This is a genomic window from Spirosoma arcticum (assembly GCF_054779955.1).
The window spans coordinates 25,155-49,507 of sequence record NZ_BAAGXG010000028.1; the positions used below are offsets into that span (position 1 = coordinate 25,155).

The 24,353-nt window shown below is 55.2% G+C and carries 14 protein-coding genes; 10 read left to right on the plus strand and 4 right to left on the minus strand.

What is annotated here, in order from left to right:
* Window positions 1-8 precede the first annotated feature (8 nt).
* Entirely contained in the window at window positions 9-3,266 is a 3,258-nt protein-coding gene (locus ACYVHB_RS31025; protein ID WP_461055924.1) for a SusC/RagA family TonB-linked outer membrane protein, read from the minus strand.
* A gap of 480 nt (window positions 3,267-3,746) precedes the next feature.
* Here ACYVHB_RS31025 and ACYVHB_RS31030 point away from each other — a divergent pair, with 480 nt between their 5' ends.
* The 6 genes from ACYVHB_RS31030 (at window position 3,747) to ACYVHB_RS31055 (ending at window position 10,652) form a co-directional block, all read left to right on the plus strand.
* Window positions 3,747-4,517, plus strand: coding sequence for a DeoR/GlpR family DNA-binding transcription regulator (locus ACYVHB_RS31030; protein ID WP_461055925.1), 771 nt, complete (start codon window positions 3,747-3,749; stop codon window positions 4,515-4,517).
* A gap of 211 nt (window positions 4,518-4,728) precedes the next feature.
* On the plus strand, window positions 4,729-5,997 hold the full coding sequence (locus tag ACYVHB_RS31035) for an MFS transporter (RefSeq protein WP_461055926.1): 1,269 nt from the start codon (window positions 4,729-4,731) through the stop codon (window positions 5,995-5,997).
* Between the two features lie 38 nt (window positions 5,998-6,035).
* The gene (locus ACYVHB_RS31040; RefSeq protein ID WP_461055927.1) at window positions 6,036-7,040 is read left to right on the plus strand and encodes a 2-hydroxyacid dehydrogenase; all 1,005 of its coding nucleotides are present in this window, start codon (window positions 6,036-6,038) and stop codon (window positions 7,038-7,040) included.
* Between the two features lie 17 nt (window positions 7,041-7,057).
* Entirely contained in the window at window positions 7,058-8,500 is a 1,443-nt protein-coding gene (locus ACYVHB_RS31045; RefSeq protein ID WP_461055928.1) for an FGGY-family carbohydrate kinase, read from the plus strand.
* Entirely contained in the window at window positions 8,500-9,936 is a 1,437-nt protein-coding gene (locus ACYVHB_RS31050) for an FGGY-family carbohydrate kinase (RefSeq protein WP_461055929.1), read from the plus strand. The genes ACYVHB_RS31045 and ACYVHB_RS31050 overlap by 1 nt, the downstream gene beginning before the upstream one ends.
* Before the next feature lie 116 nt (window positions 9,937-10,052).
* Entirely contained in the window at window positions 10,053-10,652 is a 600-nt protein-coding gene (locus ACYVHB_RS31055) for a histidine phosphatase family protein (protein WP_461055930.1), read from the plus strand.
* 289 nt (window positions 10,653-10,941) lie between these two features.
* On the opposite strand, the gene ACYVHB_RS31060 is transcribed toward ACYVHB_RS31055, so the two are convergent.
* The gene (locus tag ACYVHB_RS31060) at window positions 10,942-12,873 is read right to left on the minus strand and encodes a glycosyl hydrolase (protein WP_461055931.1); all 1,932 of its coding nucleotides are present in this window, start codon (window positions 12,871-12,873) and stop codon (window positions 10,942-10,944) included.
* 583 nt (window positions 12,874-13,456) lie between these two features.
* Between ACYVHB_RS31060 and ACYVHB_RS31065 the strand changes: the two genes are divergently transcribed.
* The gene (locus ACYVHB_RS31065; protein ID WP_461055932.1) at window positions 13,457-16,870 is read left to right on the plus strand and encodes a PQQ-dependent sugar dehydrogenase; all 3,414 of its coding nucleotides are present in this window, start codon (window positions 13,457-13,459) and stop codon (window positions 16,868-16,870) included.
* 1,035 nt (window positions 16,871-17,905) lie between these two features.
* Here ACYVHB_RS31065 and ACYVHB_RS31070 read toward each other — a convergent pair.
* Window positions 17,906-20,965 (minus strand): ligand-binding sensor domain-containing protein, encoded by a 3,060-nt coding sequence (locus ACYVHB_RS31070; RefSeq protein WP_461055933.1) that lies wholly within the window; start codon window positions 20,963-20,965, stop codon window positions 17,906-17,908.
* A complete protein-coding gene (locus ACYVHB_RS31075; protein ID WP_461055934.1) occupies window positions 20,950-21,723 on the minus strand; it encodes a LytR/AlgR family response regulator transcription factor in 774 nt (257 codons plus the stop codon). The genes ACYVHB_RS31070 and ACYVHB_RS31075 overlap by 16 nt, the downstream gene beginning before the upstream one ends.
* A gap of 268 nt (window positions 21,724-21,991) precedes the next feature.
* On the opposite strand from ACYVHB_RS31075, the gene ACYVHB_RS31080 reads away from it, so the two are divergent.
* From ACYVHB_RS31080 to ACYVHB_RS31090, 3 genes are all read left to right on the plus strand, one after another.
* Window positions 21,992-22,396 (plus strand): globin domain-containing protein, encoded by a 405-nt coding sequence (locus ACYVHB_RS31080; protein WP_461055935.1) that lies wholly within the window; start codon window positions 21,992-21,994, stop codon window positions 22,394-22,396.
* A 392-nt stretch (window positions 22,397-22,788) separates the two neighbouring features.
* The gene (locus ACYVHB_RS31085; RefSeq protein WP_461055936.1) at window positions 22,789-23,196 is read left to right on the plus strand and encodes a hypothetical protein; all 408 of its coding nucleotides are present in this window, start codon (window positions 22,789-22,791) and stop codon (window positions 23,194-23,196) included.
* Between the two features lie 97 nt (window positions 23,197-23,293).
* Window positions 23,294-24,175, plus strand: a complete 882-nt coding sequence (locus tag ACYVHB_RS31090) for a hypothetical protein (RefSeq protein ID WP_461055937.1) — start codon at window positions 23,294-23,296, stop codon at window positions 24,173-24,175.
* Window positions 24,176-24,353 lie beyond the last annotated feature (178 nt).

The following is a 24,353-nucleotide window of genomic DNA, read 5'->3' on the forward strand; positions in this document are numbered from 1 at the left end:
TTAGGGGTTTAGAAACTGGCGTTAAGACCGACGATAAACTGGCGGGGCGAGGGATACACCCCAAAATCGAGACCGGGTAAGCTGAATCCCTGGTTGACCTGGGTAACTTCGGGATCGAGGCCAGAATACTTCGTGATCGTGAACAGGTTGGTGACCGAGCCGTAGACGCGCAACCGCGAGATACCCAGTTTATCGGCCAGAAAAGCGGGCTTGATCGCGTAGCCGAGTTGCAGGTTCCGAAGCCGGAGGTACGACCCGTTTTCGACGTAATACGACGACGACTGATACTCCAGCGCACTCGACCGGGCCGACGGCGACGGAATCAGCGAACCCGTGTTGGTCGGGCTCCAGGCGTCTAATAGCCGGGTGCTGGCCGCCGACGGAAATGCCTGAAAGTCAGTGTAATACTTCTGAATATTGTAAATCTTGTTGCCCTGACTACCGTAGAAAAACGCGGCCAGATCGAAATTTTTGTAGCCGATATTCAGGTTGGTACCGTAGGTGAATTTCGGCAGCGGACTCCCCAGCGTCGTCCGGTCGTCGGCCGAGAAGGTACCGTCCCCGTTGGCATCGGCGAACTTGATCCCGCCAATCCGGGCACCGGGCTGCGTACTGCCCGCTACCTCGTCGGCATTCTGGAAAATACCCGCCACTTTATAGCCGTAGAACTCGCCGTAGGGCTTGCCAACCTGGAAAATGGTCGTCGTCAGGCTTCGGAAGTTGCCGTAGGGCGCATTCTGAATACCGGGGGCCAACTGGAGAATCTCATTCTGGTTGGCCGCCAGATTCAGCCCGACATCAACCGTCACGGCCCGGTCGCGTTTGGCCGTGTAGTGGTAGTTCAGCACCAGCTCGATGCCCCGGTTGCGCATATTGCCGGCGTTGACGTACGGGCTGTTGACCAAACCGCCGGTTTGCGCGGGCAGCGTAATCGGAAACAAAACCCCGTCGGTGGTGCGGCTGTACACGTCCACCGAGCCGTCGATTGACCCGTTCAGTACGCTGAAATCGACGCCGAGGTTAGACGATTTCAGCGTTTCCCACTTCAGCAGCGGGTTGCCGATCTGCACCTGAGCCGCGCCCGGTACCAGCGTATTGGACCCACTGAGCGGGTAATAGCTGATCGTATTCAGCAACTGATACACGTCGATGGCGTTGTTGGCCGGGATGTTCTGATTTCCCGTCTGACCGTAGCCGTACCGCACTTTCAGGTCCTGCAACCACTTCACCGACGCTAAAAACGGCTCGCTGGATAATCGCCAGGCCACGCTGGCTGCCGGAAAATAGCCGTACCGGTTCGCGGCCCCGAAGTTCGACGAGCCATCGCGTCGCAGCGTGGCCCCGGCCAGATACTTGTCTTTGTACGAATAATCGACGCGACCGAACAGCGACGAGAGGGTGCTGATTCCGCCAACTTCGGCATTGCTGATGTTGGTCGATCCCGAATTGAGGTAATAATAATCCTGGCTACCGAGCAGAAAATAGCCGTTTCGGGAGCCGGACAGGTTCCGGAAGTCTGTGCTGATGGCTTCCGAACCGACCAGCAGACTCAGGTTCTGATCCTGACTAAAGCTACGCTTGTAGCTCAACGTGTTGGTCCACGTCCACTGCGTGCCGTAGCCCTGGGTGGCCACGTACCCATTGACGGACGACGCCGGTGAGGTTTCCAGATTGGGATACCGCAGGGCCTGACTGTTGAAATTATTCAAGTTGACGCCAAAACTCGTGCGGGCCACCAACCCCTTGAGAAGGTCGGCCTCGGCGAATATGTTACCGAAAAAGCGGTTCTCATTCGTGAAATCATCTTTAGCCCGGAACAACTGCGCCAGCGGCTGTTTACCGTCGCCGAGACCCGTGCCCTGACTCCCGGCAAAATTCCCGGCGATGTCGTACAGCGGAATGATGGTCTGCTGTTTATAGACCGAGTTCACCGGGTTATCCTCAATCAGGTAATCGCCGGGCGTGTTGTTGTTGGTTGAGAAGCCAGCCCCCTCGGTGCGGCTGAACAGCATATTTTCACCAAAGCGGAAGTGGTTGTCGAAGGCCCCGGTCTGCACATTGGCCCGCAGAGAGTACCGTTTAAAATCGGTGTATTTCAGAATCCCCTGCTGATCCTGGTAGCCCAGCGAAAACGCGTAGGTCGTGTTTTTGCTGCCGCCCGACGCGCCCAACTGATAGCTCTGTACCGGTGCCGACCGCGTGATGGCCCGCATCCAGTCCGTGCCCGTTTTGCTGGCTCTGGTGATCTGGTAGTAATTGGCCGGGTCGTTGCTGTATTTAGCCGGGTCGGCATCGGCGGGCGTCACGTTCTGCCCCGTAGCGCTGCCCGCCCGCAGGTATTCCGGCAACACAGCCGTAGCACCCTTGCCGTACTGGTCACCGAGGTAATCGCCCGGATTCAGCCCCGCGTTGGTGTAGCCCTGGAACAGGTAATCGGCATACTGCTGGGGCGTTAAAAACGTAGGAAACCGGGACGTTATCGGCGTGGAAACCCCGTAATAACTGTCGAAAGTGATCTGAGCCGGGCCTTCCTTGCCGCGTTTCGTGGTGATGATGACCACGCCGTTGTTGGCCCGCGAGCCGTATATAGATGCCGACGACGCGTCTTTCAGCACCTGTAGGGTCTGGATGTCGTTCTGGTTGAACCAGGACAGTTTCCCCTGATACGGCACCCCGTCGATGATGTAGAGCGGCTCGTTGTTGTTGATGGTGCTGTAGCCGCGTATCCTTATTTGGGGCGTCGAACCGGGCGACCCGTCGTTGACGATGTTCACTCCGGCCACTTTGCCCTGCAAGGCCTCCGTGGCACTCGCGGCCGGTTGCGATTTCAGGGCCTTGATGTCCGCAATGGCCACCGCACCCGTCAAATCCTGCTTCCGCTGGGTACCGTAGCCCACCACAACCACTTCCTGCAACGCCTTGCTGTCTTCCAGCAGGGTAATATCGATGGTCGTTTTACCGGCTACGGGCACCACCTGTGAAACGAAACCGACGTTGGAGAAGACCAGATTGGTAGCCGTAGCGGGCACCTGCAACTGAAACGTACCATCGGCCAGCGTGACCGTGCCCAGCGTTGTGTTTTGTACCACGACTGACACCCCCGGTACCGGTTGGTTTTTGGCATCGATCACCTTCCCCGACAGGGCCGTATTCGATTGTGCGTATCCGGTCATTGACAGGAGAAGGAACGCACTCAGCAGGAGTGCGCGGGCAGCACGTAGCGGCTTGTGCCGGGAACCGTACCGGTTGAATAAATAGTAACTCATAAGGGTAAAAAGGTTAGAGGTTAATGAATCATACGTCGGGGATTTGAAAAAAAAGAAAGGGGTGTAAACGCAACGGAGCCGGTTTGTCAACTGGCTTTGATCAGAAAATTAACGGGCAACCGCGCTAATCCGGCTTGCTCGCAGTAATTGAACGGAAGCCAGATTAAGTTGAGACAAAGTAATAGAGAGAAATATTATGAAACAAAATAAAACTTAATAAAATTTAACGAAATATAAAAATAAGCTATTTCAACTGGTTATAGAGCGTAACGGATTGGGATAAAGCGTCTGAACGGGATACTCGTGCGGGTGCATTCGGGGGATGCTATCAGTTGGGGGACCGCCTGAGTGGGAGCACCGGTACTATCTGGTTGAAAACGGAATGAATCTGCATTACTTTTGAAAGGAAATGCAAGCCACTGCAACAGTATGTGTAGCCAATAGCGTAAATTCTCAGTAGTATTGCTTCAAACGAGTATCATGGCCGTAAAGACAATCACAGAAAGACACCAGTTTATTCTTCAGCGGGTGAAGGAGAAGGGCAGCGTCGCCATTCAAGAACTGAGTGACCTGATGGACGTATCGGAGGTTACCATCCGAAAGGATATGAAACTGCTCGAGGATAAAAGCCTGCTGTTTCGGACGAGGGGTGGCGGGTCGATCACGAATCCGTATGCCTTTGAAAAGCCCATCGACGAGAAGGAACTGATTAACGCCGACGAAAAGCAGAAGATTGCGCTGGCCGCCCTGCCGCTCGTAGAACAAAACGACTCGATCATCATCGGATCGGGGACAACCGTTTTTGCGCTGGCCCGCAACCTGCAACCGGCCAAACCGCTGACCGTCATTACGCCCGCCCTGAAAGTAGCCCTCGAACTCAGCAGCCGGAAAAATGTGGAAGTGCTTCAGTTGGGCGGACTGATCCGGGCCAATTCGTCGTCGGTAGCGGGTGCCTACGCCGAGCAGATATTGGCCAGTATATCGTGCGGGGCCTTGTTTATTGGCGTCGACGGGATTGATTTTGAGTTTGGGCTATCCATCAGTAACCTCACCGAAACCAACCTGAATCAGAAAATGATCGACGCGGCTCAGACGCTGGTCGTACTGGCCGACCACACCAAATTCGGCAAGCGGGGCATCGGCAAGGTGTGCGATCTGGATCAGGTACAGTACATTATCACCAATGGAGGGGTCTCGTCGGAAACCGTCAGAGCACTGGAAGACCGGGGCATTCAGGTGCTCATCGGATAGGTCTGTTTTAAATCCTATCTTTTCTGCTTTCAATAAATATAATTTACTTTAAATTTGTTTCGTAAGGTTTCGTTCTGCTATTTTGGCCCAACGTAATCTACGTCAAGCTCAACTGTGCGCTTGCGCGGCTCAGGCTCGCGATCCATACCCGACCCAGTTGCGAAGGCGTAGTCGTCAACCCGTTTTGCGCAGCTCTGTATCTGTATCACTGATGGAATCGACCCCACTGTTTACCAAAGCGGGATTGCCCAAATCCCTCGCCTGGGGCTACCTGGGGATTCTCATTTTTATGATGGGCGACGGGGTGGAACAGGGCTGGCTCAGTCCGTACCTGCTCGAACACGGCATGACTATTCAGCAATCCGCGCTGCTGTTTACCGTCTATGGCATCACCATCGCCATTTCTTCCTGGTTTTCGGGCGTGCTGGCCGAGGGCTACGGCCCCCGGAAGGTGATGCTTGCGGGGCTGTTGCTGTATATCATCGGCACGGTGGGCTTTGTGGGCTACGGCATGGCCCGGCTCGATTTTCCGCTCATGCTGCTCACCTACGCCATTCGCGGTTTCGGCTACCCGCTGTTTGCCTACTCGTTTCTGGTCTGGGTCACTTACCGCACCCCGCAGAACCAACTGGGCCGGGCGGTGGGCTGGTTCTGGTTCGTTTTCACCGGCGGCCTCAACGTATTCGGCGCGTATTACGCAAGCTGGGCCATCGGCGAACTGGGCTATTCCAACACGCTCTGGACGTCTATTTTCTGGGTGCTGGTGGGGGCATTCTTTGCCCTCATCCTGAACCGCGACCGATTCGTGCCCTCATCGACTCAGACCGGCACTAAAGCCAGTGAATTGATGAACGGGTTTACGATTATTAAAAAGGAGCCCAAAGTATTGCTGGGGGGCATCGTCCGCATCATCAACACCACCGCGCAATTCGCTTTTCCGGTATTTCTACCGATTTACATGGCCACGCACGGATTCAGCACCACGCAATGGCTGCAAATCTGGGGCACTATTTTTACCGCCAATATCATTTTCAACCTCCTGTTCGGCTTCATCGGCGACCGGCTGGGCTGGCGCAACACCATTATGTGGTTCGGGGGCGTTGGCTGTGGCATGTCGACGTTGCTTTTCTATTATTCGCCGGTCTGGTTTGCCGGTAGCCAGGCTATGGTGATGCTGTCGGGGATTCTCTGGGGCGCCTTGCTGGCGGGCTACGTGCCGCTGTCGGCCCTGGTGCCTTCGCTGGTTAAGGAAGACAAAGGCGCGGCCATGGCCATTCTGAATCTGGGGGCCGGCCTACCGGTCTTCGTTGGACCCGCCATCGTTGGGCTTTTTATCGGCACCATCGGCAGCGAGGGTGTCGTCTGGATTCTGGCCGGGCTGTACTTCCTCAGTGCCCTGCTCACCCGCTTTATCACGCTACCGACCGAAACGATAATGGTTACGAAACAACCCGTTTCCACCGGGAGCACAGCCGCCTGAGGTGGTAATTAACGGACTTAAAAATAGCAGTCAATCTCATGAAAATCGTCATCACCGCACCCTACCACCAAAAAGGACAGGACGAACTCGAACGTCTGTTCGGCGAAGTCATTTACCGGCCCTGGAAATTGCAGGGGCATGGCTACACCGAATCTGAACTGATCGACTTGCTGGAGGAAACCCAGGCCGATGCGCTCATTACCGAACACGACGAGGTTACGGCAGCGGTCATCGACGCCTATCCCGCCCTGCGGTTCATCGGCGTGTGCCGGGGAACGCCCTCCAACGTGGCCGTGGCCACCGCTACTGAAAACGGAATTCCGGTGTTCAACACCCCGGCCCGGAACGCGCAGGCCGTGGCCGAAATGTTCATCGCCAACTTAGTCACCATGATGCGGTACACGCTGGCGGGTATCCGCTGGTTAGAAGCCGAAAAGTGGGAAGCGGGGGCGCACACGGCTTATTTGCAATTTAAGGGCAACGAAATTGCGGGTAAAACCATCGGTATGGTCGGCTTCGGGGCCGTTGGGCAAACCATCGCGAATCTGGTACGGCATTTCCCGGCTACCATCCAATATTACGATCCGTTCTACACCGACAGCAACCTGGATTACGTGAAGACCGATCTGGAAACCGTATTTCGGACGAGCGACGTGGTGTCGATTCACCTGCCGGTCAACAAACAGACCGAGGGCCTGATCGACAAAAGCCTGATCTCGCTGATGAAACCCGACGCCATTTTCGTCAATACCGCCCGCGCGGTGGTCGTGAACCGGGAAGATTTGCTGGACGCGCTTGAAAACAACCGGATTCGGGGAGCCATTCTGGACGTGTTCGACCATGAGCCGCCCGATGAGTTAGACTATAAACTGATCCACCGCGATGACGTACTGGCCACGCCCCACATCGCCGGGGCCACGTTTGAGGTCGAAGACCACCACGCCGACATCATGAACAATGCCCTGCGGAGTTTCCTCGTGGAAGACAAGAAAGAAATCCGGCAATTGGTTAACCGCCAGGTGCTGGAAACGAAGGAAGTTTAACACGCCCTCACCCCCGAATGATACCAAAACCTGCCTATTTGATTATTGACGTTGGTACGGGAAATGTCCGGGTGGCCGTGGCCGAGCCGAGTGGCCATCTCCTGAGCATCGACCGCGAAAACGTCCGTTATGACCGGGACGAGCACTACCCGGAATCCATTCAGTTTGACCCCAATCAACTCTGGCAACAGATTCTGCGACTGGCAAAAACCGCCCTGACCGCTGCGGGTCCGGTTACAATTCAGGCGATTACCGCTACCAGTCAGCGCGAAGGCATCGTGGCCATCGGCAGGGAGGGTGAGTCGCTGATCGGGATGCCCAACATCGACCACCGGGGCAGGGAATGGGAACACTGCATCGACGATAAAAGCCGGGTCTACGACCTGACCGGGCGGTACCCTACCTCGCTTTTCTCGGCCCTGAAGTTAGTGGGCGTCCGCGAGCGGAGAGCCGATTTGTGGGATCAGGTGGCTACGTTTCTGAGCATCAGCGATTGGGTGCAGTATCAACTGAGCGGTATTGCCCGGTACGAGCACTCGCAGGCGTCCGAAACGTTGCTGTATGATGTGGCTGCTAAACAGTGGTCGCCCGAATTAGCCGACCTGTTTGCCCTCGGCATTGCTCCCCCGCCGTTGCAATCCGCCGGGACGGTGCTGGGGCCAGTCAGGCCGGCAGTAGCGCAGGCGCTGGCGATTTCACCGGAGGCCATCGTCGTCGTAGGCGGGTCGGATACGCAGTTGGCCATTCGCAGTATGCAGCCCTCGGTGGATGACGTCGTCATTGTGTCGGGAACAACCACACCGATCATTAAAATCGTGGATGAATACGTGACGGACGCGCATCAGCGCACCTGGACCAGCCGCCACATCGACGCCAACAGTTTTATTCTGGAAGCCAACGCGGGCGTAACGGGGCTGAACTACCAGCGGCTCAAAGAGATTTTTTACCCCACTGAATCCTACGAGGTCATTGAAACCGAAGTCGTCGCCAGCGAACAGTCGCAGTGTGTGGCCGCGCTGGGATCGTTGCTGGCCGACGAGAAATCGCCCCTGATTCGGGGTGGCTTCATCTTTAACACGCCAGTGTCGCACCAGTTAACGCGCGGGGATTTTGTCTTCGCTACACTCTGGGACATCGCCTGTAGCATCTACGAAAACTACAAGAGTCTGTGCGAGGTTACCACCCACCCCCAGGACTATATCTGGGCCTGTGGCGGGGGCGTCCAAAGTCGCGTGTTGCGCCAGTACATCGCCAACCTGACCGGAAAAAAGGTGATCATCCGCGACACCTACCGCCAGGCCTCAGTCGTGGGGGGCGTGTTCACCTGCAACGATGCGCTGGGAATAGGTGGTGTTGACCCGGAGATTCTGGAGGAAGTTGCGCCGAGCCGGGAAAACCGCTATCAAGGCCTGTACGCCGACTGGAAAAAAACGCGCCAGGCTTTTAAAACCATGAACTGATGCCCACCTACTTCATTGGAATTGACATTGGTACCCAGGGCGTTCGCGTCGTTCTGATCGACGAGGCTGGTACCGTCAAGGGCAGTCAGGAGGCCGTTTTCGACCTGACCGAACGTTCCCGCGAAGAGCAGTCACCCCGCGCGTGGTGGGAAAGCACGAAGCACTGTTTAACAAAATTACTCAGCGCCCCTGACGCCGAAATCAATTTGCAAAACGTCCGGTCCATTGCCGTCACGTCTACGTCGGGGACGGTGATTCCGATCGACCGCCACAACGAACCGCTGCACGATGCTCTGATGTACAGCGACCCCCGCCCGGCCGCGGAGGGGAAGCACTGCCGGGCCGTGGCCGAAGCGTCTCACCCTGAGGGCTACACCGGCTTTAATGCCTCCAGTGGCCTGTCGAAAATGGTTTGGTTCGGAAAATACTTTCCCGAAAAAGCCGGACAGATTCGGACCTGGATTCACGCGGCCGACTACATCACGGGGAAACTATCCGGCAACTTTCGGGTGACGGATTATACTAATGCCCTGAAATCAGGCTACGACCTCACGAAAGAGGAGTGGCCGCCGTACCTGTTCGATCAGTTGTTTTTGCGCCGGGAATGGATGCAGACGGTCGTTCCCTCTGGCCAGCCCATCGGCACGTTATTGCCTGAACTGGCTCGTGAATTAGGTGTGCCGGCGATTAGCGTCGTGGCCGGAATGACCGACGGTTGTGCATCCCAAATCGCGTCAGGGGCAGTTCGTCCGGGCAACTGGAATACCACGATCGGCACTACGTTGGTCGTGAAAGGGGTAACGACGCGGGAGTTGAAAGACCCCGAAGGCCGACTCTACAGCCACCGGCATCCGCAGGGCTACTGGATGCCGGGCGGTGCCGCTAACATTGGTGCCGACTGGGTAACAACGGGTTTCAGCGACCGGCTCCAGGAACTGAACGTGGCCGCTGCAACGCTCATTCCAACCCCGCACATCGCCTATCCGCTTCGGCAGGCCGGAGAGCGTTTCCCGTTCATTTCCGCTACGGCCCGTGGTTTTGCGCCGGATGGACTATCTGATGCTGAACTGTTTACGGCTAATATGGAGGGTGTGGCCTACGTGGAGCGATACGCCTACGAACTCATCGAAACGCTGTCGGGCGAGACGGTCAGTGCCGTTTATACCGCCGGGGGGGGCAGTAATAGCGACACCTGGCTCACGATTCGCAGCAATGTGCTGAAACGCCCGGTGTACAAATGCGCGCAGGTAACGGGTGCAGTCGGGGCAGCTATTCTGGCGGCCTCCCAAACGCATTTCGGCTCGTTGATCGAAGCGGCTGAGGTCCTGACCCGCGTCGAAAAGGAGGTGCAGCCCGAAGCCGGGTTGATGCGGGCGTACGATAGTGGTTATTCCGCTTTTATCCGGACAATGCAGGAAAAAGGATTTATCAATTAAGGACCAGGTGCAGGTTGTAACGTGGTGAGTGGCTACCTGCCAGACTACCGTCAACCACTTACTACTTCATTACTTACTACTTTATTACGTACCCCTAACTACTTGATCTGCCGCCCATGTTGACTGTGTATTTGCTCCGGCATGGCGAAACCCGCTGGAACGCCGATGGTAACCGCTACTGCGGGACTACCGACATTGAGTTGACTGACAAGGGCGTTCAACAGGCCCACTTCGCGGCCGATCTGCTGAATGGCCTTGCGTTCGACGCTCTCTATTCGTCGCCCCTGAAGCGGGCTCTTTTGACCGCCCAAATTGCCTCGGGTAAGCCCGAACAGGTGCAGACCGACGCGCGGTTGATCGAAGCTGATTTCGGAAACTGGGAAGGAAAAACCAGAGCCGAATTTGTTGCCCAGAATCCACAACTGTGGGACGACTGGAGCCGGGCACCCGAACACACAAAAGCCGGGGAAACGGGCGACACCGCGATGGTCGTCGTCAGTCGGGTAGATAATTTCTTTCGGGAGATGCAGCAAACTCACCCATCCGGGACGATCTTAGTCGTGGCCCACAACGCCGTCAACCGCTTTTATTTAGCCTGGAAACTGGGAATGCCCCTCCGAAACTACCGGAAATTAGTGCAGGACAACTCGTCAATCACCCTTTTCTCCTTGGACCGGCAGGGTGAATTAGAACTGATACAGTTAAACAGTAAGTAGCTCCATTAACTCAACATGTATGTCAGGAAACTGCATTAGCACCGGTAGACCGGCATGGGTCTAGTTGGCAACTCACGATAGTATCGGCAGTCGTTTTTTGGTAAAACCCGATAATCTATCTCAGGGTAGGACAGCCGAGCAGCATCAGAGGATATCACGCAGGAGTTTAACCGTTTGAACAGTTCGGATACTTTGGCGTCTCCCCATTTGATGCTGGCCATGTATAACACCTACTGATTGTAGCAAACCTTGTAGCAGCGGACATAAATACATATGCATACACCCGTGTTTACTGTTTCAGAAAGCGCAGCGTTACCGGCGATTTGTTTTCAGGTAATACCTGCAGTAGGTAACTGCCCGACGTCAGGGTTGATACGTTCACGCGGTCAGCCGCCACGGCCCCCGTGAGTACCGGCCTGCCCGCCGTATCCACGATCCGGTAGCGGCTTCCGGTCAGGCTGTCATGGGTTCGAATCAACAGGAAATCGGTAACCGGATTTGGATACAAGTCCACCCGATCAGGCGCATCCGTAAGCGTCAGCGGGGTGGCCGCCACAGCGGTTCGGGCACCTGACACTTTCGTGATGCGCAGCCAGTTCAGATTCCAGCCACCCCCCACCGCGCGTACGTTCAGTGTATAGGTGCCAGTGGGAACCGTCACCGTTTGCGATATCGTCGTCCAGCGTTGCCACTCACCCGTAGCCGGAATCGGAACGGTGCCCAACTGGGTAGAACTACCAGTCAAATCGGCTGATAAACTGCTGCCGTTCGGACTGGCTACGCGGTACTCAATGGTGTACGTACCCGCCGTGGGAAAGCGTACGCTGGCATAACTCAGCCAGTCGCCCGCGTCGATATAGCCCACATTCTGTCCACCGTCGGCATCGGTAGTGGGTTCTACCTGGATACCTTGCATAGCAGCAAATGACTCGGCCTCGATTTTAGTGGCGTTTGCCACGGCGCGACCGTATACCGCTACTTCGTAGATGGAGTAACCAAACGCAGTAGCCCGGCGCGTCCCGTTGATCCGCAAATAACGGCCCCGAACGCTCAAACCTGTAATGTCGTCAGTGCCCCCGTCGCCGTTCAATATCGAGTGGATGGGCGTCCAGGACGTGCCGTTGGATGAAGTCAGCAACTGGTAGTCTTTGGCGTAGGCGGCTTCCCAGGTGATTTTTACCCGCGTGATGTCAACATCAGCCCCGAAATCCAGTTGCAAATACTGGGGGTCGGCCCACTGGCTGCTCCAGCGCGTTCTGGGGTCGCCATCGATGGCCAGCGCAGCAAGGCTCGTTGTCGTCTGGTTTGAGGAGGCCGTGGCCGACACCGGTTTCAGCACCGCTTCGACCGGGGTGCTGCCGGCAGCGGGTAACGATACGTATAACTGACCCAACTCGGTTAACTGCCCCGAATTACCCAGCAGGTTGATATTGGGAATTTCGTTGTTGCGCCCCGAAAACCAGGCGTACCGAAACACGGCCGGTTCATTTTCCAGGTAGTTTACCGCATCGGTCAGGTATTTTTTCTGGGTCGCCAGCGTAATCTGACTGTGGGGCATGTCCCCGCAGGAAAACTCAGTCAGCCAGATCGGCTTGTTGTATTTCCTCAACTCGCCAATTTTTTCGCGCAGCCACCGCTCCTCGCATACGTAGGTGTGCACGGCAATGTAATCGACCCGGCAGGTGGGGCAGGCGGCAAAGAAGGCGTCCAGATACTGGGTAGGCGAGTAATAGGTGGTGCCGTTTTCCGAGACGCAGTCTCCGCAGTAGTTCACCGCTGGGGACACTAATTTGAGGTTTCTGCGCCGGGCTACGTCCTCCAGCATCGGCCACAGGGCTGCGGCCTGCGTTGGAGTCAGATTAGCCTGCGACCGGAAATTCGGCTCGTTGAAGCCCAACAAATAGGTAGTTCCGGCGGGGATGGTAGCCGCCAACTGGTCGGCGGTGAACGGCTGGCCATCCAATTGACGCCCCCACTGCATCGGCACGTAGTCGACGCCCAAACCGGGGTATACGGCGGCCGCTCCGGCATCGGGTTTGTGATACCAGTTGTACCACCAGCTCAGGCCGGGTGCCAGCGCCTGCATATCGGCTGCGGAGTGATACCCGTACGCGATGCCTCGTTTGGCACTTTTGGTCTGGGCGTAACCAGGGGAAAACCAGCCGGATACGAGGAATACAGTCCATAGAACAACAAAACATTTTGGGTTGATTTTTTTCATGATCCGTTGGAGTAAGCAGGTAACGATACACTCGGTTTCGGGCGGTCAGTTGCGCGGTGCGCGGACCGATTCTGTACTTGTCTTCGGCAAATGCACGGGCACCGCACGCAACTCGCTGACCCGGTAACCATAGACTAATTTTACAACTATTTTTTTTCTATTTACAATTATTTCTTTCTTTATTGGCTGATAAATAGCGTAGTACCACAAATCTGCTTTGCGTTACCTCTTCTTTTTCGGCCAGCGCGAAGCAGTTACAAACCACACCAGACTTCCACCGTCTGTTTAGTCAGGAGCCAGCGGACAGTGTCCGTAACGGAACGCCAACCGTCGGTAACCCGACGCAGACGCATTTGTTATCGGACTTCCCCGATGACGCACGATCTGCCAGACCCCAGAACCGTCCTTAGCAACGCAACGCCCGGTGGCCAGCTTTGCGAGCTCTCCGGACCCTCTGTCAGCACATCAGCGCTACCTGTTTCCAACGGGTCAGCAGCCGGGCGGCCGTAAATACCGCAGTGGGTCATTACCCCGTGATGTTGCCAGTACCGTACGCTTTTCCCTAACAAACCGATCACAAACGATGAATCATCCAACGCTTTACCAACTTGTTGGCCGCATCCTGAACGTATGCTGCCTGATTGCCTTCTTAGCCGTCGGCCCTGACTTTATGGCGTATGGTCAGTTACCGGCCGGGTTCACGCAAAAGAAGTTAACCGGCGACGATATCAACGAAGCAACGGCCACCGTCCACACCGCCGACGGCCGGGTGTTCATCGCCGAACGGGGCGGTATCCTGAAAGTATTCCAGAACGGAACGGTCGCTACGGTGCATTCGGTCGCCACGACTAAAGATAGTGAGCAGGGCCTGCTGGGCATCACGCTCCACCCGCAATTTGCCACCAACGGCAAGTGTTACCTTTTCTACACCGATCAGGCCAAGACCCTGCACTACATCGACGTGATCGTGATCAACACCACCAATCAGGTGACCTCGTCGAGCCGGGTGATGGCCTTCGATCCGATCCTGAACGGCTTTCACAACGGCGGGGCCATACTCTTTAAAGATGGTCTGCTGTACGTGGCCATCGGCGAGAGCAACATCGCCGAGGAAGCCATCAAATTAGACACCTACCGGGGTAAAATCCTCCGCCTGACCGAAGACGGTCAGCCTGCGCCGGGTAATCCGTACTACAACGAAGCCGGGGCCAGCCGTCAGAAGCGCAGCATCTGGGCCATTGGCATGCGCAACCCCTGGAAAATGTCCCTCGATCCGGCGTCGGGCAAGGTGTTCGTGGTGAACGTGGGCGGGGGGTACGAAGAAATCAACGATGTTACTGCACCCGACGCGTCGAAAAACTACAATTACGGCTGGGACGGCCGGGGGCAGTCGGGTCCCGGTCAGGCCCCAAATACCATTCTGCCCGTGTTTGCCTATGGCCACAACGGCTGGGGCTGTGCCATCACGTCCGGCGTCTTTTTCAACCCGGCCACCACCACGTATCCGGCGCAGTACCGCAACCGATTCTACTTCACGGACTGGTGTTCGGCCTGGCTCCGCAGTGTAGACGCCACCAATCCGGGCGCTGGCCACGCTGAATTATCCAACACCGGTTTTGGCCGGATTTTAGGCACCAGCGTGGGCATCGACGGTAACCTCTACTACGTCAAGTACGATACCCGGGGTAGTCTGTGGCGCTTGGAATACGGAACGGGTCAGGCCCTGGCTATCGTCAACCAGCCCGTCAGCCGGACGGTGGTGACGGGCGACGCGTTCACGGTTGCCGTAACGGCTTCCGGCGCAGCACCCTTAGCCTACCAGTGGCAAAAGAACGGGGGAGCCATCGCCGGGGCTACGGCCAGTGCGTACACCATCGCCCGGACGGCCGCGTCGGATGCGGCCAACTACCGGTGTGTGGTTACGAATTCGGCGGGCAGCGTCACCTCGTCGGAAGCGACGCTAACGGTTACGGCCCCCAACGCCCGACCCGTGGCGCGCATCATTCAACCGGCTTCGTCGCTGACCTGGAGCGTGGGCGACGTAGTGCGCTTTTCGGGGGAAGCCACCGACGCCGAAGACGGAATACTGCCGGTGTCGACTTACCGCTGGGAAGCCCGCTTTTACCACAAAGATGGCCCGAACGATGAGCATTGGCATCCGGGACCCGGCCTGCCGGGGGGGGTGGCATCGGGCACGTTCGTCGCCGATAACGGGGGAGAAACGTCGCCCAACATCTGGTTTCGGCTCCTGCTGACGGTGACGGACGCGCAGGGACGCACAGGCGTCGACTCGGTCGATATTTATCCCAACAAGGTGGTGCTGACGGCCACGGCCAACATTCCGGGTTTGCAGTTGGTGCTGGGTACCCAGCGGACGGCTCCTTTTTCGGGAACGTTTGTGGTCAATACCGCCGTCAATCTACAGGCCCCCAGCCCGCAGGTCACCGGCGGCAACTCCTACACCTTTACCGGCTGGAGTCAGGGTGGAGCGGCTAATCAAACCCTGCGGGCACCGGCGACCAATACCACCTACACCGCCACGTACGGCACCAGCACCCCCCCACCGGGGGGCACCCAAAGTCCCTACCTGGGTGCGGCCGTGCTGTTGCCGGGTAAAATCGAAGCTGAGAACTTCGACCTTGGCGGAGAAGGGGTTGCTTATCACGATGAAACGACGGCCAACAGTGGCAACAAACACCGGCCCGGCGACGGAGTGGACATTGAAGGGTGCGCCGAGGGCGGATTCAACATCGGCTACGTGGCCACCGGCGAATGGCTCGAATACACGGTCAATGTGACCACCGCCGGACCTTACACCCTGTCGGCGCGGGTTGCCACTCCCTACAACGCCAATAACTTCCATGTGGAACTGGATGGGCAGGCCGTTTCGGGTTCTATTGGGGTACCCAACACGGGCGGTTTTCAGGCGTGGCAAACGGTTAGTGTTACAACGCCGGTATTGACCACGGGTGTCAAGGTCCTCAGAGTCGTGATGGACTCCCCCAATTTTAACCTTAACCACCTGACGTTTGCCCTCGCCGGTGCCACCAATAGCGTCGCCGTGACGATTGCCTCCCCAACGGCCAACGCCACGTTTGCGGCCAACTCGACCGTTGCCATCAACGCCAATGTGACCAGTACCGGGGCGGCCATCAGCAACGTGGAATTCTTTCAGGGAACCACCAAACTCGGCGAAGACCCGACCGCGCCCTACACCTTTAGCTGGGCAAACGTGGCGGCCGGCAGCTATTCCCTCACGGCGAAGGTAACCAATGCAGAGAGCCAGAGCGCCGTCTCGACTCCGGTTCCCATCACGGTCAATCCGGCCACCGGTGGCAACCCCAACTTGGCGTTGAACCGGCCAGCCACTGCCTCGTCGGTCGAACGGGCATCGTTCGACCCAAAATTAGCGGTCGACGGTAATATGAACACCCGCTGGTCGAGTCAATTTGCGGATCCGCAGTGGATTTACGTCGATTTGGGCGCGGTGTACACGATCAGTCAGGTAAAAATAGTTTGGGAAGACGCGCGGGGGAAAGAATACGAGGTGCAGGTTGCCACCACGGTAGGCGAGTGGAACCGGGCGGTATTCGTTCCTAACAACGCCGATCTCGTCAACAACCATACCGGGCTTGCCGTTACGGGCCGTCACGTCAGGATTTACGGCACGAAACGGTACACCCCTTACGGCTACTCCATTTTAGAACTGGAAGTATACGGCACTGCCGGGGCGCGGCAGGCGGCTGTCAGTGCGGCAAACCGCCCGTCGGATGAAAAACAATACCAACTTTATCCCAACCCAGCGCATGATGTGCTGACTCTCGACGGTATTACGGATGACGGTATCGTCAATGTCATCAACGTGGGTACGGCCCGAACGACCAAAATCCAGTCCGTCAATCATACGTTGGATGTGAGTCACCTGACAACCGGCACGTACGTACTTGAATTTATTGACGATAAGCGGCCGGTGCGCCTAAAGTTCATAAAACGATAAGACGAGCAGTGGTGAGTCCTTTACCTGATGGTTGAATAAACGTCTCCAACGCCCAATCCGTCGAATGCGCCATGATGGGAGTGGCACCGAATCCGGCCCTGCTGTAGGCGAGTGCTCGGTTCATCTGATGAGAAACCGGTTTAGCTGGCCCAGTCAGAGCTAGCTAAACTGGTTTCGGACAAGGGGCAACTGATTGAGTGGTACAAGGATCTTGTGGCTACGTTAAATAAAACACGCATTCATTATTAAGGGTCATCTTTTGGGTTGGTTTGGCGAACGAGACGAACAGCGTTGTTTTCTTGCAGATCAGTACGTTTATTCTAACCTCGACGAATCAAATTAAACGAATCCTATTTATCAGGACGGTGAAAGACAATACGAAACTATGGTACAGTTCAAGGTTTGGTGCATTAAATGAGGAACGGTATGGTAAGCTTAGAGGAATGGTCGAGAAAGAATTAGCCGACAAAATGACCAACTCTGTTGCCGGGATTTAAATTTGATTGTTTTGTCGACTCACTAAACTGAGTCAGAAAGCCGCGTTCGGCTTCTGCCGATGTGACTTGTCAGCGGATTGATTGTTTCGGTGCAGTCAGTTGGAAAGGAAATAATAAGCCTAACTCACTCCCCATTCACATCTGGCTGGACACAGCCGCAATCGGAGGGTTTCCTGAACGATTTTCAACAGTTCCTGATATTGATACAACCTATTCATTTATAGCAACATATTGAGTTCATTATATTGCATTTGGTGCTCTTTTATTAACCGAAAACGACCGGTAGAGTAGAAGGGGAGACTGTACGGATATAAACAGGTAAGTTGCGAAAAGAGAACGCGACGCAACCTATACCGGAAGCTTAATGAGGAGTTTTCAAGCTATTTTTGCCTGAAAGAAATGGAGCAGTAGTGTGCGCCATTAAACATTTGGTTTTGATTGTTTTCAACTTTAGTAACTATTCAATATAATCATAAAGCACACGGCAAATAACGCAGATTGTATTCACGGTAGGTAGTCACATAGAAAAAAACCTTGCTTAGAGCAACGGGACCGCTACGGTAAAATGAGTAGCTGTTTTAGTCGTGCTAACCTGGCGTCGGCTCAGGTAGCCATACAAGGATTTGAGACTGGCTAAGCCCTGTTTGTTTGACGTTTCCACGAAACCTTTCGGTTGGAGTGTGTTCATCACAAACAGCGTTTCCGCTGCGGTGTAAATTCGAATGCGGAGCGGATCATCGTCGCTAACAATGTTATGTTTTGTGGCGTTTTCGAGCAAATTCTGGATGGTGACGGGCACAATCCGGCGGGTCAGGTACTCGGTACCTATGTTCAAGCTGATCTGTAAGCCGTCGCCGAAACGGGCCGTTTGGAGGTCAATGTAGTGCTGAGTGAAGGTAAGTTCGTCCTGGAGGCTGACGAGTTCTGAGTCCTTGTTTTGCAGAATGTACCGGTAGATTACCGACAATTTTCTCAGAAACAGGGAAGCCTCTCCGGGTTTGGTCAGAATCAAACTGTTGAGGGAGGTTAAGCTGTTGAATAGAAAATGAGGGTTGAGGTGATTGATCAGATTTTGGTACTGAATCTGGGTTTTGTCGTGTTCGAGCCGGGTCATCTGAATCTGAAAGTGGTGCAGCCGGGCCACTTGCCGGGTGCGGTACTGGTAGAACCAATAAATCAACGCCAGCATGAAGGCAAACAGCGCAGCCCGAAACCAGCCGGTATTGTAAAAAACGGTAGCGATGTGAATGGCCAGTTTAGTTTCACTGGTCTCCGTGTTGCCCGCTACGGCTTTCACTCGAAACGTGTAGTCGCCCCCCGGTAACTTCGTATAGTTAGCTACGGTCCGGGCGTCGGCTTTCACCCAGTCGTCGTTGTAGCCATCTAAGTAATAAAAATAAGTATAAGTCTGCCGGGCGCGATTAAGTACCGAATAGCTGATGCTGAAATCGTTCTCATCAACACCCAGCCTGAGCATGGGATCACCGGCCCCAATGCTGATTGTTGTGTCGGGCAGGGCCAGTGTGCTAATCAATACGCTGGCCGGCGCGGGTTGGCGATTGACCCGGTTGGGCATAAACTCGACCACGTAGTTCTTCAGGGTAGTTAGAATGTTTCCGTTGCGCAGGGGAAACATATAGTCGACGTAATTAATGTTTGATTCGGTGAGCGGCAGGGTAAAGTTTTGGACCGATGAGCGGGCCGGGTTCACAATCGACACATTGTTAAACGAGGCCATCCAAATCTGTCCGTATGCATCAGTGCAGGCTGCTTTACCCTCATTGGAGCATAAACCGTCCTGCTCTGTCCAGGTCCGGTAGGTGCCCCGGCCGGGGTCAAACTCAACCAGGCCATACCCTGATATTGGTTTCCAGAGCCGGTTCCGGGCGTCGACGGCAAAGCGGTAATGATCGGTAAAACCCGTTATAGGCGGCTGAACCGGACAGGCCACGAATCGCCCATCTTTCGGCGCAAACCAGATAAATCCTTTAGAAAGTACATCGGCCCACAATCGCCCGGTTTTGTCCAACCCCGCTGAGATAACCTTAAGCCGGGTTGTTCCGGTCCCAAACGGCAAGGAATGGGTGCGCCACTTTTTGGAAGGCAGATGACAACTAAAAACAACATCGCTGGTGCCGAACAGCCAGAGCCAGTCACCCTGCCGGACAATGGCAATCAGATCAGTAGCGTGATTGAATACCATCGGGGGTAGGAAAAACGGCGTAACGGTCCGGGTTCGCTTATTGAAAACGTCTATCGACCGCGTCTGGCAGATGTAGAGTTCATCCTGGCCAAAACCCGCAATTATCATGGGTAGCCCGAACCGGTAATCATCCGGCACTGATTTCGACAGTTTATAAACCGCCAGCCGGCTAGTCGTCGGCCGGTAATGGAGTAACTCACCCTCCGCCGAGGTCAGCCACCAGTTTCCGTCGGCTTCTTCGAGGAAAGATGACAGCCCCCTGCCGTTGGCCAGTGCCGGGTGCTGCCGAGCCAGGTTGTGCACGTGATAGAAGGTTTTTTCCGGATTCGTGTACGAGATACCGTTGACGGTTCCAAACCAGATGGTACCATCGTTTTGCTGCCAGCCCGTCCAGAAAAAGTCACCGGCGATGGATGTTTTTTCGGCATCATCATGGAAAAACTCCTGCCCCCGATACCCGGCGGCCCGGATAGCAAACATCGAGTACTGCCAGGAACAGGCCCACAAGTTATGACTCCGGTCGACAACTATGGTAGCCATTGGGAAAGCCGGACGGCCTATCTGACTGGCCAGGGTAATGGCATTCGTCACGGTTTTGGTGACCAGCTTACAAATCAGAATCCGCTGGTCCGTATTGTCGGCAAAAATCAAGTGGGTTGTACTGTCTAAGGCCAGCGACGAGGTATCGTGCGGGCGAAAAATGGCCAGTTTGTCCGGGTTGTTCCGGTAGTTGATAAACTGTCCGGATTCTATATCGAAGTAATTAAGTCCTTTGTCGCGCGTGGTTATCCAAAGCCCGTTGCGGTGCGGGTCTTCCAGCAAGCCATTCTTACTAATCTCATCACTCGACAGCGAGGTGAGCTCCGCCGGAACATGCTGAAAGCTTGTCGTTTGGTTCGTTTCAGGGTCGAACAGAAATAAGCCCTGGTGTACGCTGGAGAACCATATTTTTCCAGTCCGGTCGCATAAAATGTTGCGGCACTGGCCAAAGACTTTGCCGCCACCTGAGCGGATCATGCGAAACTGACCCGTGCGGCCGTTGTACCGACTGATGCCATCGTCTGTTGCCAGCCACAGATTTCCGGCCTGGTCCTGACCAATATCATGCACGACGTTGTTGCCCAGACTGCCCGGCCGCCGACGATCCGTTTTAAACACGGTGAAGTGGCTGCCGTCGAAGCGATTTAGTCCTCCGTAGGTGCCAATCCATAAATAGCCACTGCGGTCCTGCATAATGCAGTTTACGATGTTGGACGACAATCCCTGTGCTTGCTGAATGTGGTCGAACTCAAGCTGAACGGGCTGCTGGGCTGACACGGGCCCGGATGTGCCCGCCAGCAGCCCAATCAGCCAAAGGTCATACCAGCGAATTCGAAGACTTATTTTTCGAGCCATTTCCGGAACGAAGGTGCCTTGTCGCGGCTGATGTCAAGCCCCACCGACTGATTGGGCACTTTCAGAATTAGTTGTAGCTTAAGATTGGCCATCCCCTTGAGGGTCTGTACGGCGTTGATGTTGATGATGCAATGCCGACTGATGCGATAAAAGTGGTCGGGGCTGAGTACCGATTCGACCTCGTCGAGGGTGTCATAGTCGACAATGTAGCGCTCACCGGTGTTGGTGACCAAAAAAATCAGTTGATCCCGGATAAAGTAAGCGATGTCCGTCACCCGAATGGGTACCCAACTGTTGCGGGCATTGCCCAGAAAATGCTCTTTGAAGGCAGGCTTCAGTGCCGACGACAGGTTCAGCGCGTCCATCAGTTTCTGCACATCGAAGGTAGACTGGCCCTGTACGCGGGTGAGCTTCCGGGCTTTGGTAATGGCCAGCCGGAGTTCGTCCCGGTCAACGGGTTTGAGCAGGTAGGCAATGCCGTTGACGGTGAAGGCCTGAATGGCGTATTCATTGTAAGCGGTGGTGAAAATAACGGGGCACGAGATCTGAAACTGGCTAAAGATACTGAAGCTAACCCCATCGGCCAGTTGAATGTCAGCAAATACCACGTCGGGTTCGGCGTGTTCGGCAAACCAGTTCAGGGCCGTTTTTACGCTGCCCACCGTGCCGACTATGTGAATTGTGGGATCAACGGCGGCAATGCTGGCGGCTAATTCCTGGGCCACTAATTTTTCGTCTTCAATAATGAGCGCATTCATGGCGGAACGTAGTAGAGTTTAAAGCTACTCGTAAATAGCTAATTCTCAGTTGATGTTCTCACTGATTTAACCCTGAACCGTTGCAAAATGAACATCAATGACGCAGAATTGGCAACTAGACGTTCGGAACGTACTAACCAGTACTGCTTAGAGGCAACCCGATACGACTGGTTAGCTTATAGTGACGACTCGTGCGAAAAAAATTGGGCGTTGACTCATTGACCCCTTATTTAGTTCTGGTATTAGAACAGACCTACGCAGACCAGCCATGACCAATCAGCAACTCACTCTCGTTAAACAAAGCTGGAAACTACTGCGCGACGTAGACCCGGCCATCCTGGGCGACGTTTTTTACGGACGGTTATTTATCACCTATCCAACGCTGCGGTCAATGTTCCGGGGATCGATGGAAAGCCAGTATCAGAAATTTGTGGACATGCTCAGCATCATTGTGGCCCGCCTTGACCGGCCGGATGCGGTAGCGCAGGAAATAGGTCAGTTAGCCAAAAGCCACGAAGGGTACGGCGTAAAGCCCGAGCATTATGAACCCGTTAAAGAGGCTCTGTTGTGGACGCTGGAACGGGGCTTGGGCAATGACTGGAACGACGAAGTAAAACGGGCCTGGGATGTCTGCTACGATTCGATCACTCTGGCGATGCTCCAAACGGTGTGAGGGCTGGCCACCCATTCCCGGCCCTTTTTTAAGCGGAGCGGACCAAACCCGCTAATTCTCAACCTAACTGGGACTACATCCCTCTTCCTCTTTTAAGGGGAGGGGCCGTGGGTGGGGTAGTCCTTTGAACGCAAAAGTCCCCCGTCGCTCGCGACGGGGGACTTTTGCGTTCAAATACGTCCGGGCCTGGCAATACTACGCGGGCTCTGAAAGCAACTCATGGTCAGGAGGATACGATTCAACCGGTGAATCCTCACCACTCAGGCTGAAATTTTTGAGGGCCCGCTACCGCCCCGCCACCTTTGTAACACAATAACCAACAGGGGTGGCCGAAAACCTGAAAACGAGTAGGCAACACGAACAGCAAACAACATTTTTCAAACTCAAAAATCATGTCACACACGACATCTTTCAAAAGCCTCCTGACAGGCGTACTCCTCCTGACCACCTCGCTTAGCGCATCGGTCACTTTGGCCCAAACCACCCAAGACCCCACACCACTCACAGTGGGTGTTTATCCCACCAGGCAGGTCGATAAGTTTTGCTTAGCCGTCGAGAAACAGCCCAACACAGTGGCATCCGTCCAGCTGATGACGTCCGGAGGCAACGTACTGTACGCAGCCAGCTTACCCAAAAAGGAAGCCCGCTTCCGTCAGATCTTCGACATGAACGAACTTCAGGACGGCACCTACACCATCCGCATCGAACAGGGCGACAGTGTCATCGTCAAGTCAGTTCAACTGCGGACGACGGCCCCCGAGCCGAGCCAGCCAACGCGGTCGCTGACGGTGGGTAAGTAAATCTGCTGTTGCCTGGACTAACCGGGGCATTTCCTCAAATCAACACTGTACAACCACTAATCGAGTCGATGTCAACCAAAAAACGAACCCAGTACTAATGAACACCTTACTTCAAAAAACCATCACCGGCCTGGGCCTGGCCCTGTCGTTAAGTTTTGCTTCCTGCGAGAAAGACAATTTACTCGATCCAACCCCGGCAGGCAGTGCCCGGTCGGGAGCCGTAAACGACGACATCCTGCCCGGTAGTTCCCAGGTGCACAAACTCACCAAATACGGTGCCGCTACCCTGACGTATGCCGACAATGGCCAACTCCTGAACGTGACGACCCCCGTCTCCGGCAGTTTGGCTATCCAGACCGACTACACCTACAGCCCCGGTAAGATCAAAGCGTTTACCCACCAGGGAAACACCGTACTGCGCGACGAAACCTTCACGCTCGATGCCAGCGGCCGCTGTACCGAATCCGCCCAGGCGTATACGGTTATTAACAACAACACGCCGATGCAATACGCAACGCAGTGGGTATATAAATACACGGCGAAGGGACAGTTGTGGTCTTGTTATAATAAAAACAGTTGTGTTGGCGGGACCAATTACACGTACAATGCTGACGGCGATATGATTCTGGCGACGGTGGCTACCAGTGCGTTCGACTTTACGGACATAACATTTGCCTACAGTCAGCGCACCGTTGCCGGTCTCCTGAACGATGAGTACCCGGTCAATCTAAACGTCCCCAAGATACCGGAGCACGATGCGTACCTGCGAATTTTTGGCAAGCCGAGTAAGCACCTGGTGCAACGGGTATCGTATGAGCCGTCAGGATCGGTGGCTTTTCCCGCACCGAGTGACCGCTTCTACACCTACGTGCTGAACGCGGATGGCTACGTCAAGCAACGAAGCATGTTCCACACGCTGGGTGGCAGTTCGGTTGAGAACACGGCGTACGAATACCTGGTAGGCAATCCTACTATGTAGTTGTGATAAACCCCCGTCGTTCGCGCCGGGGGTTTTTTTATGACCTGTTTATCAAACGGTTGCCGTTCAATGAGCGGGTGTTACTACCCAGACGATTCGTTCCCGCCCACACGCAACTCAACTACCCAATCTATACGATTCGTTGGGAAATTTTTGCTCAGGGGGTCTGCTCAGGCCA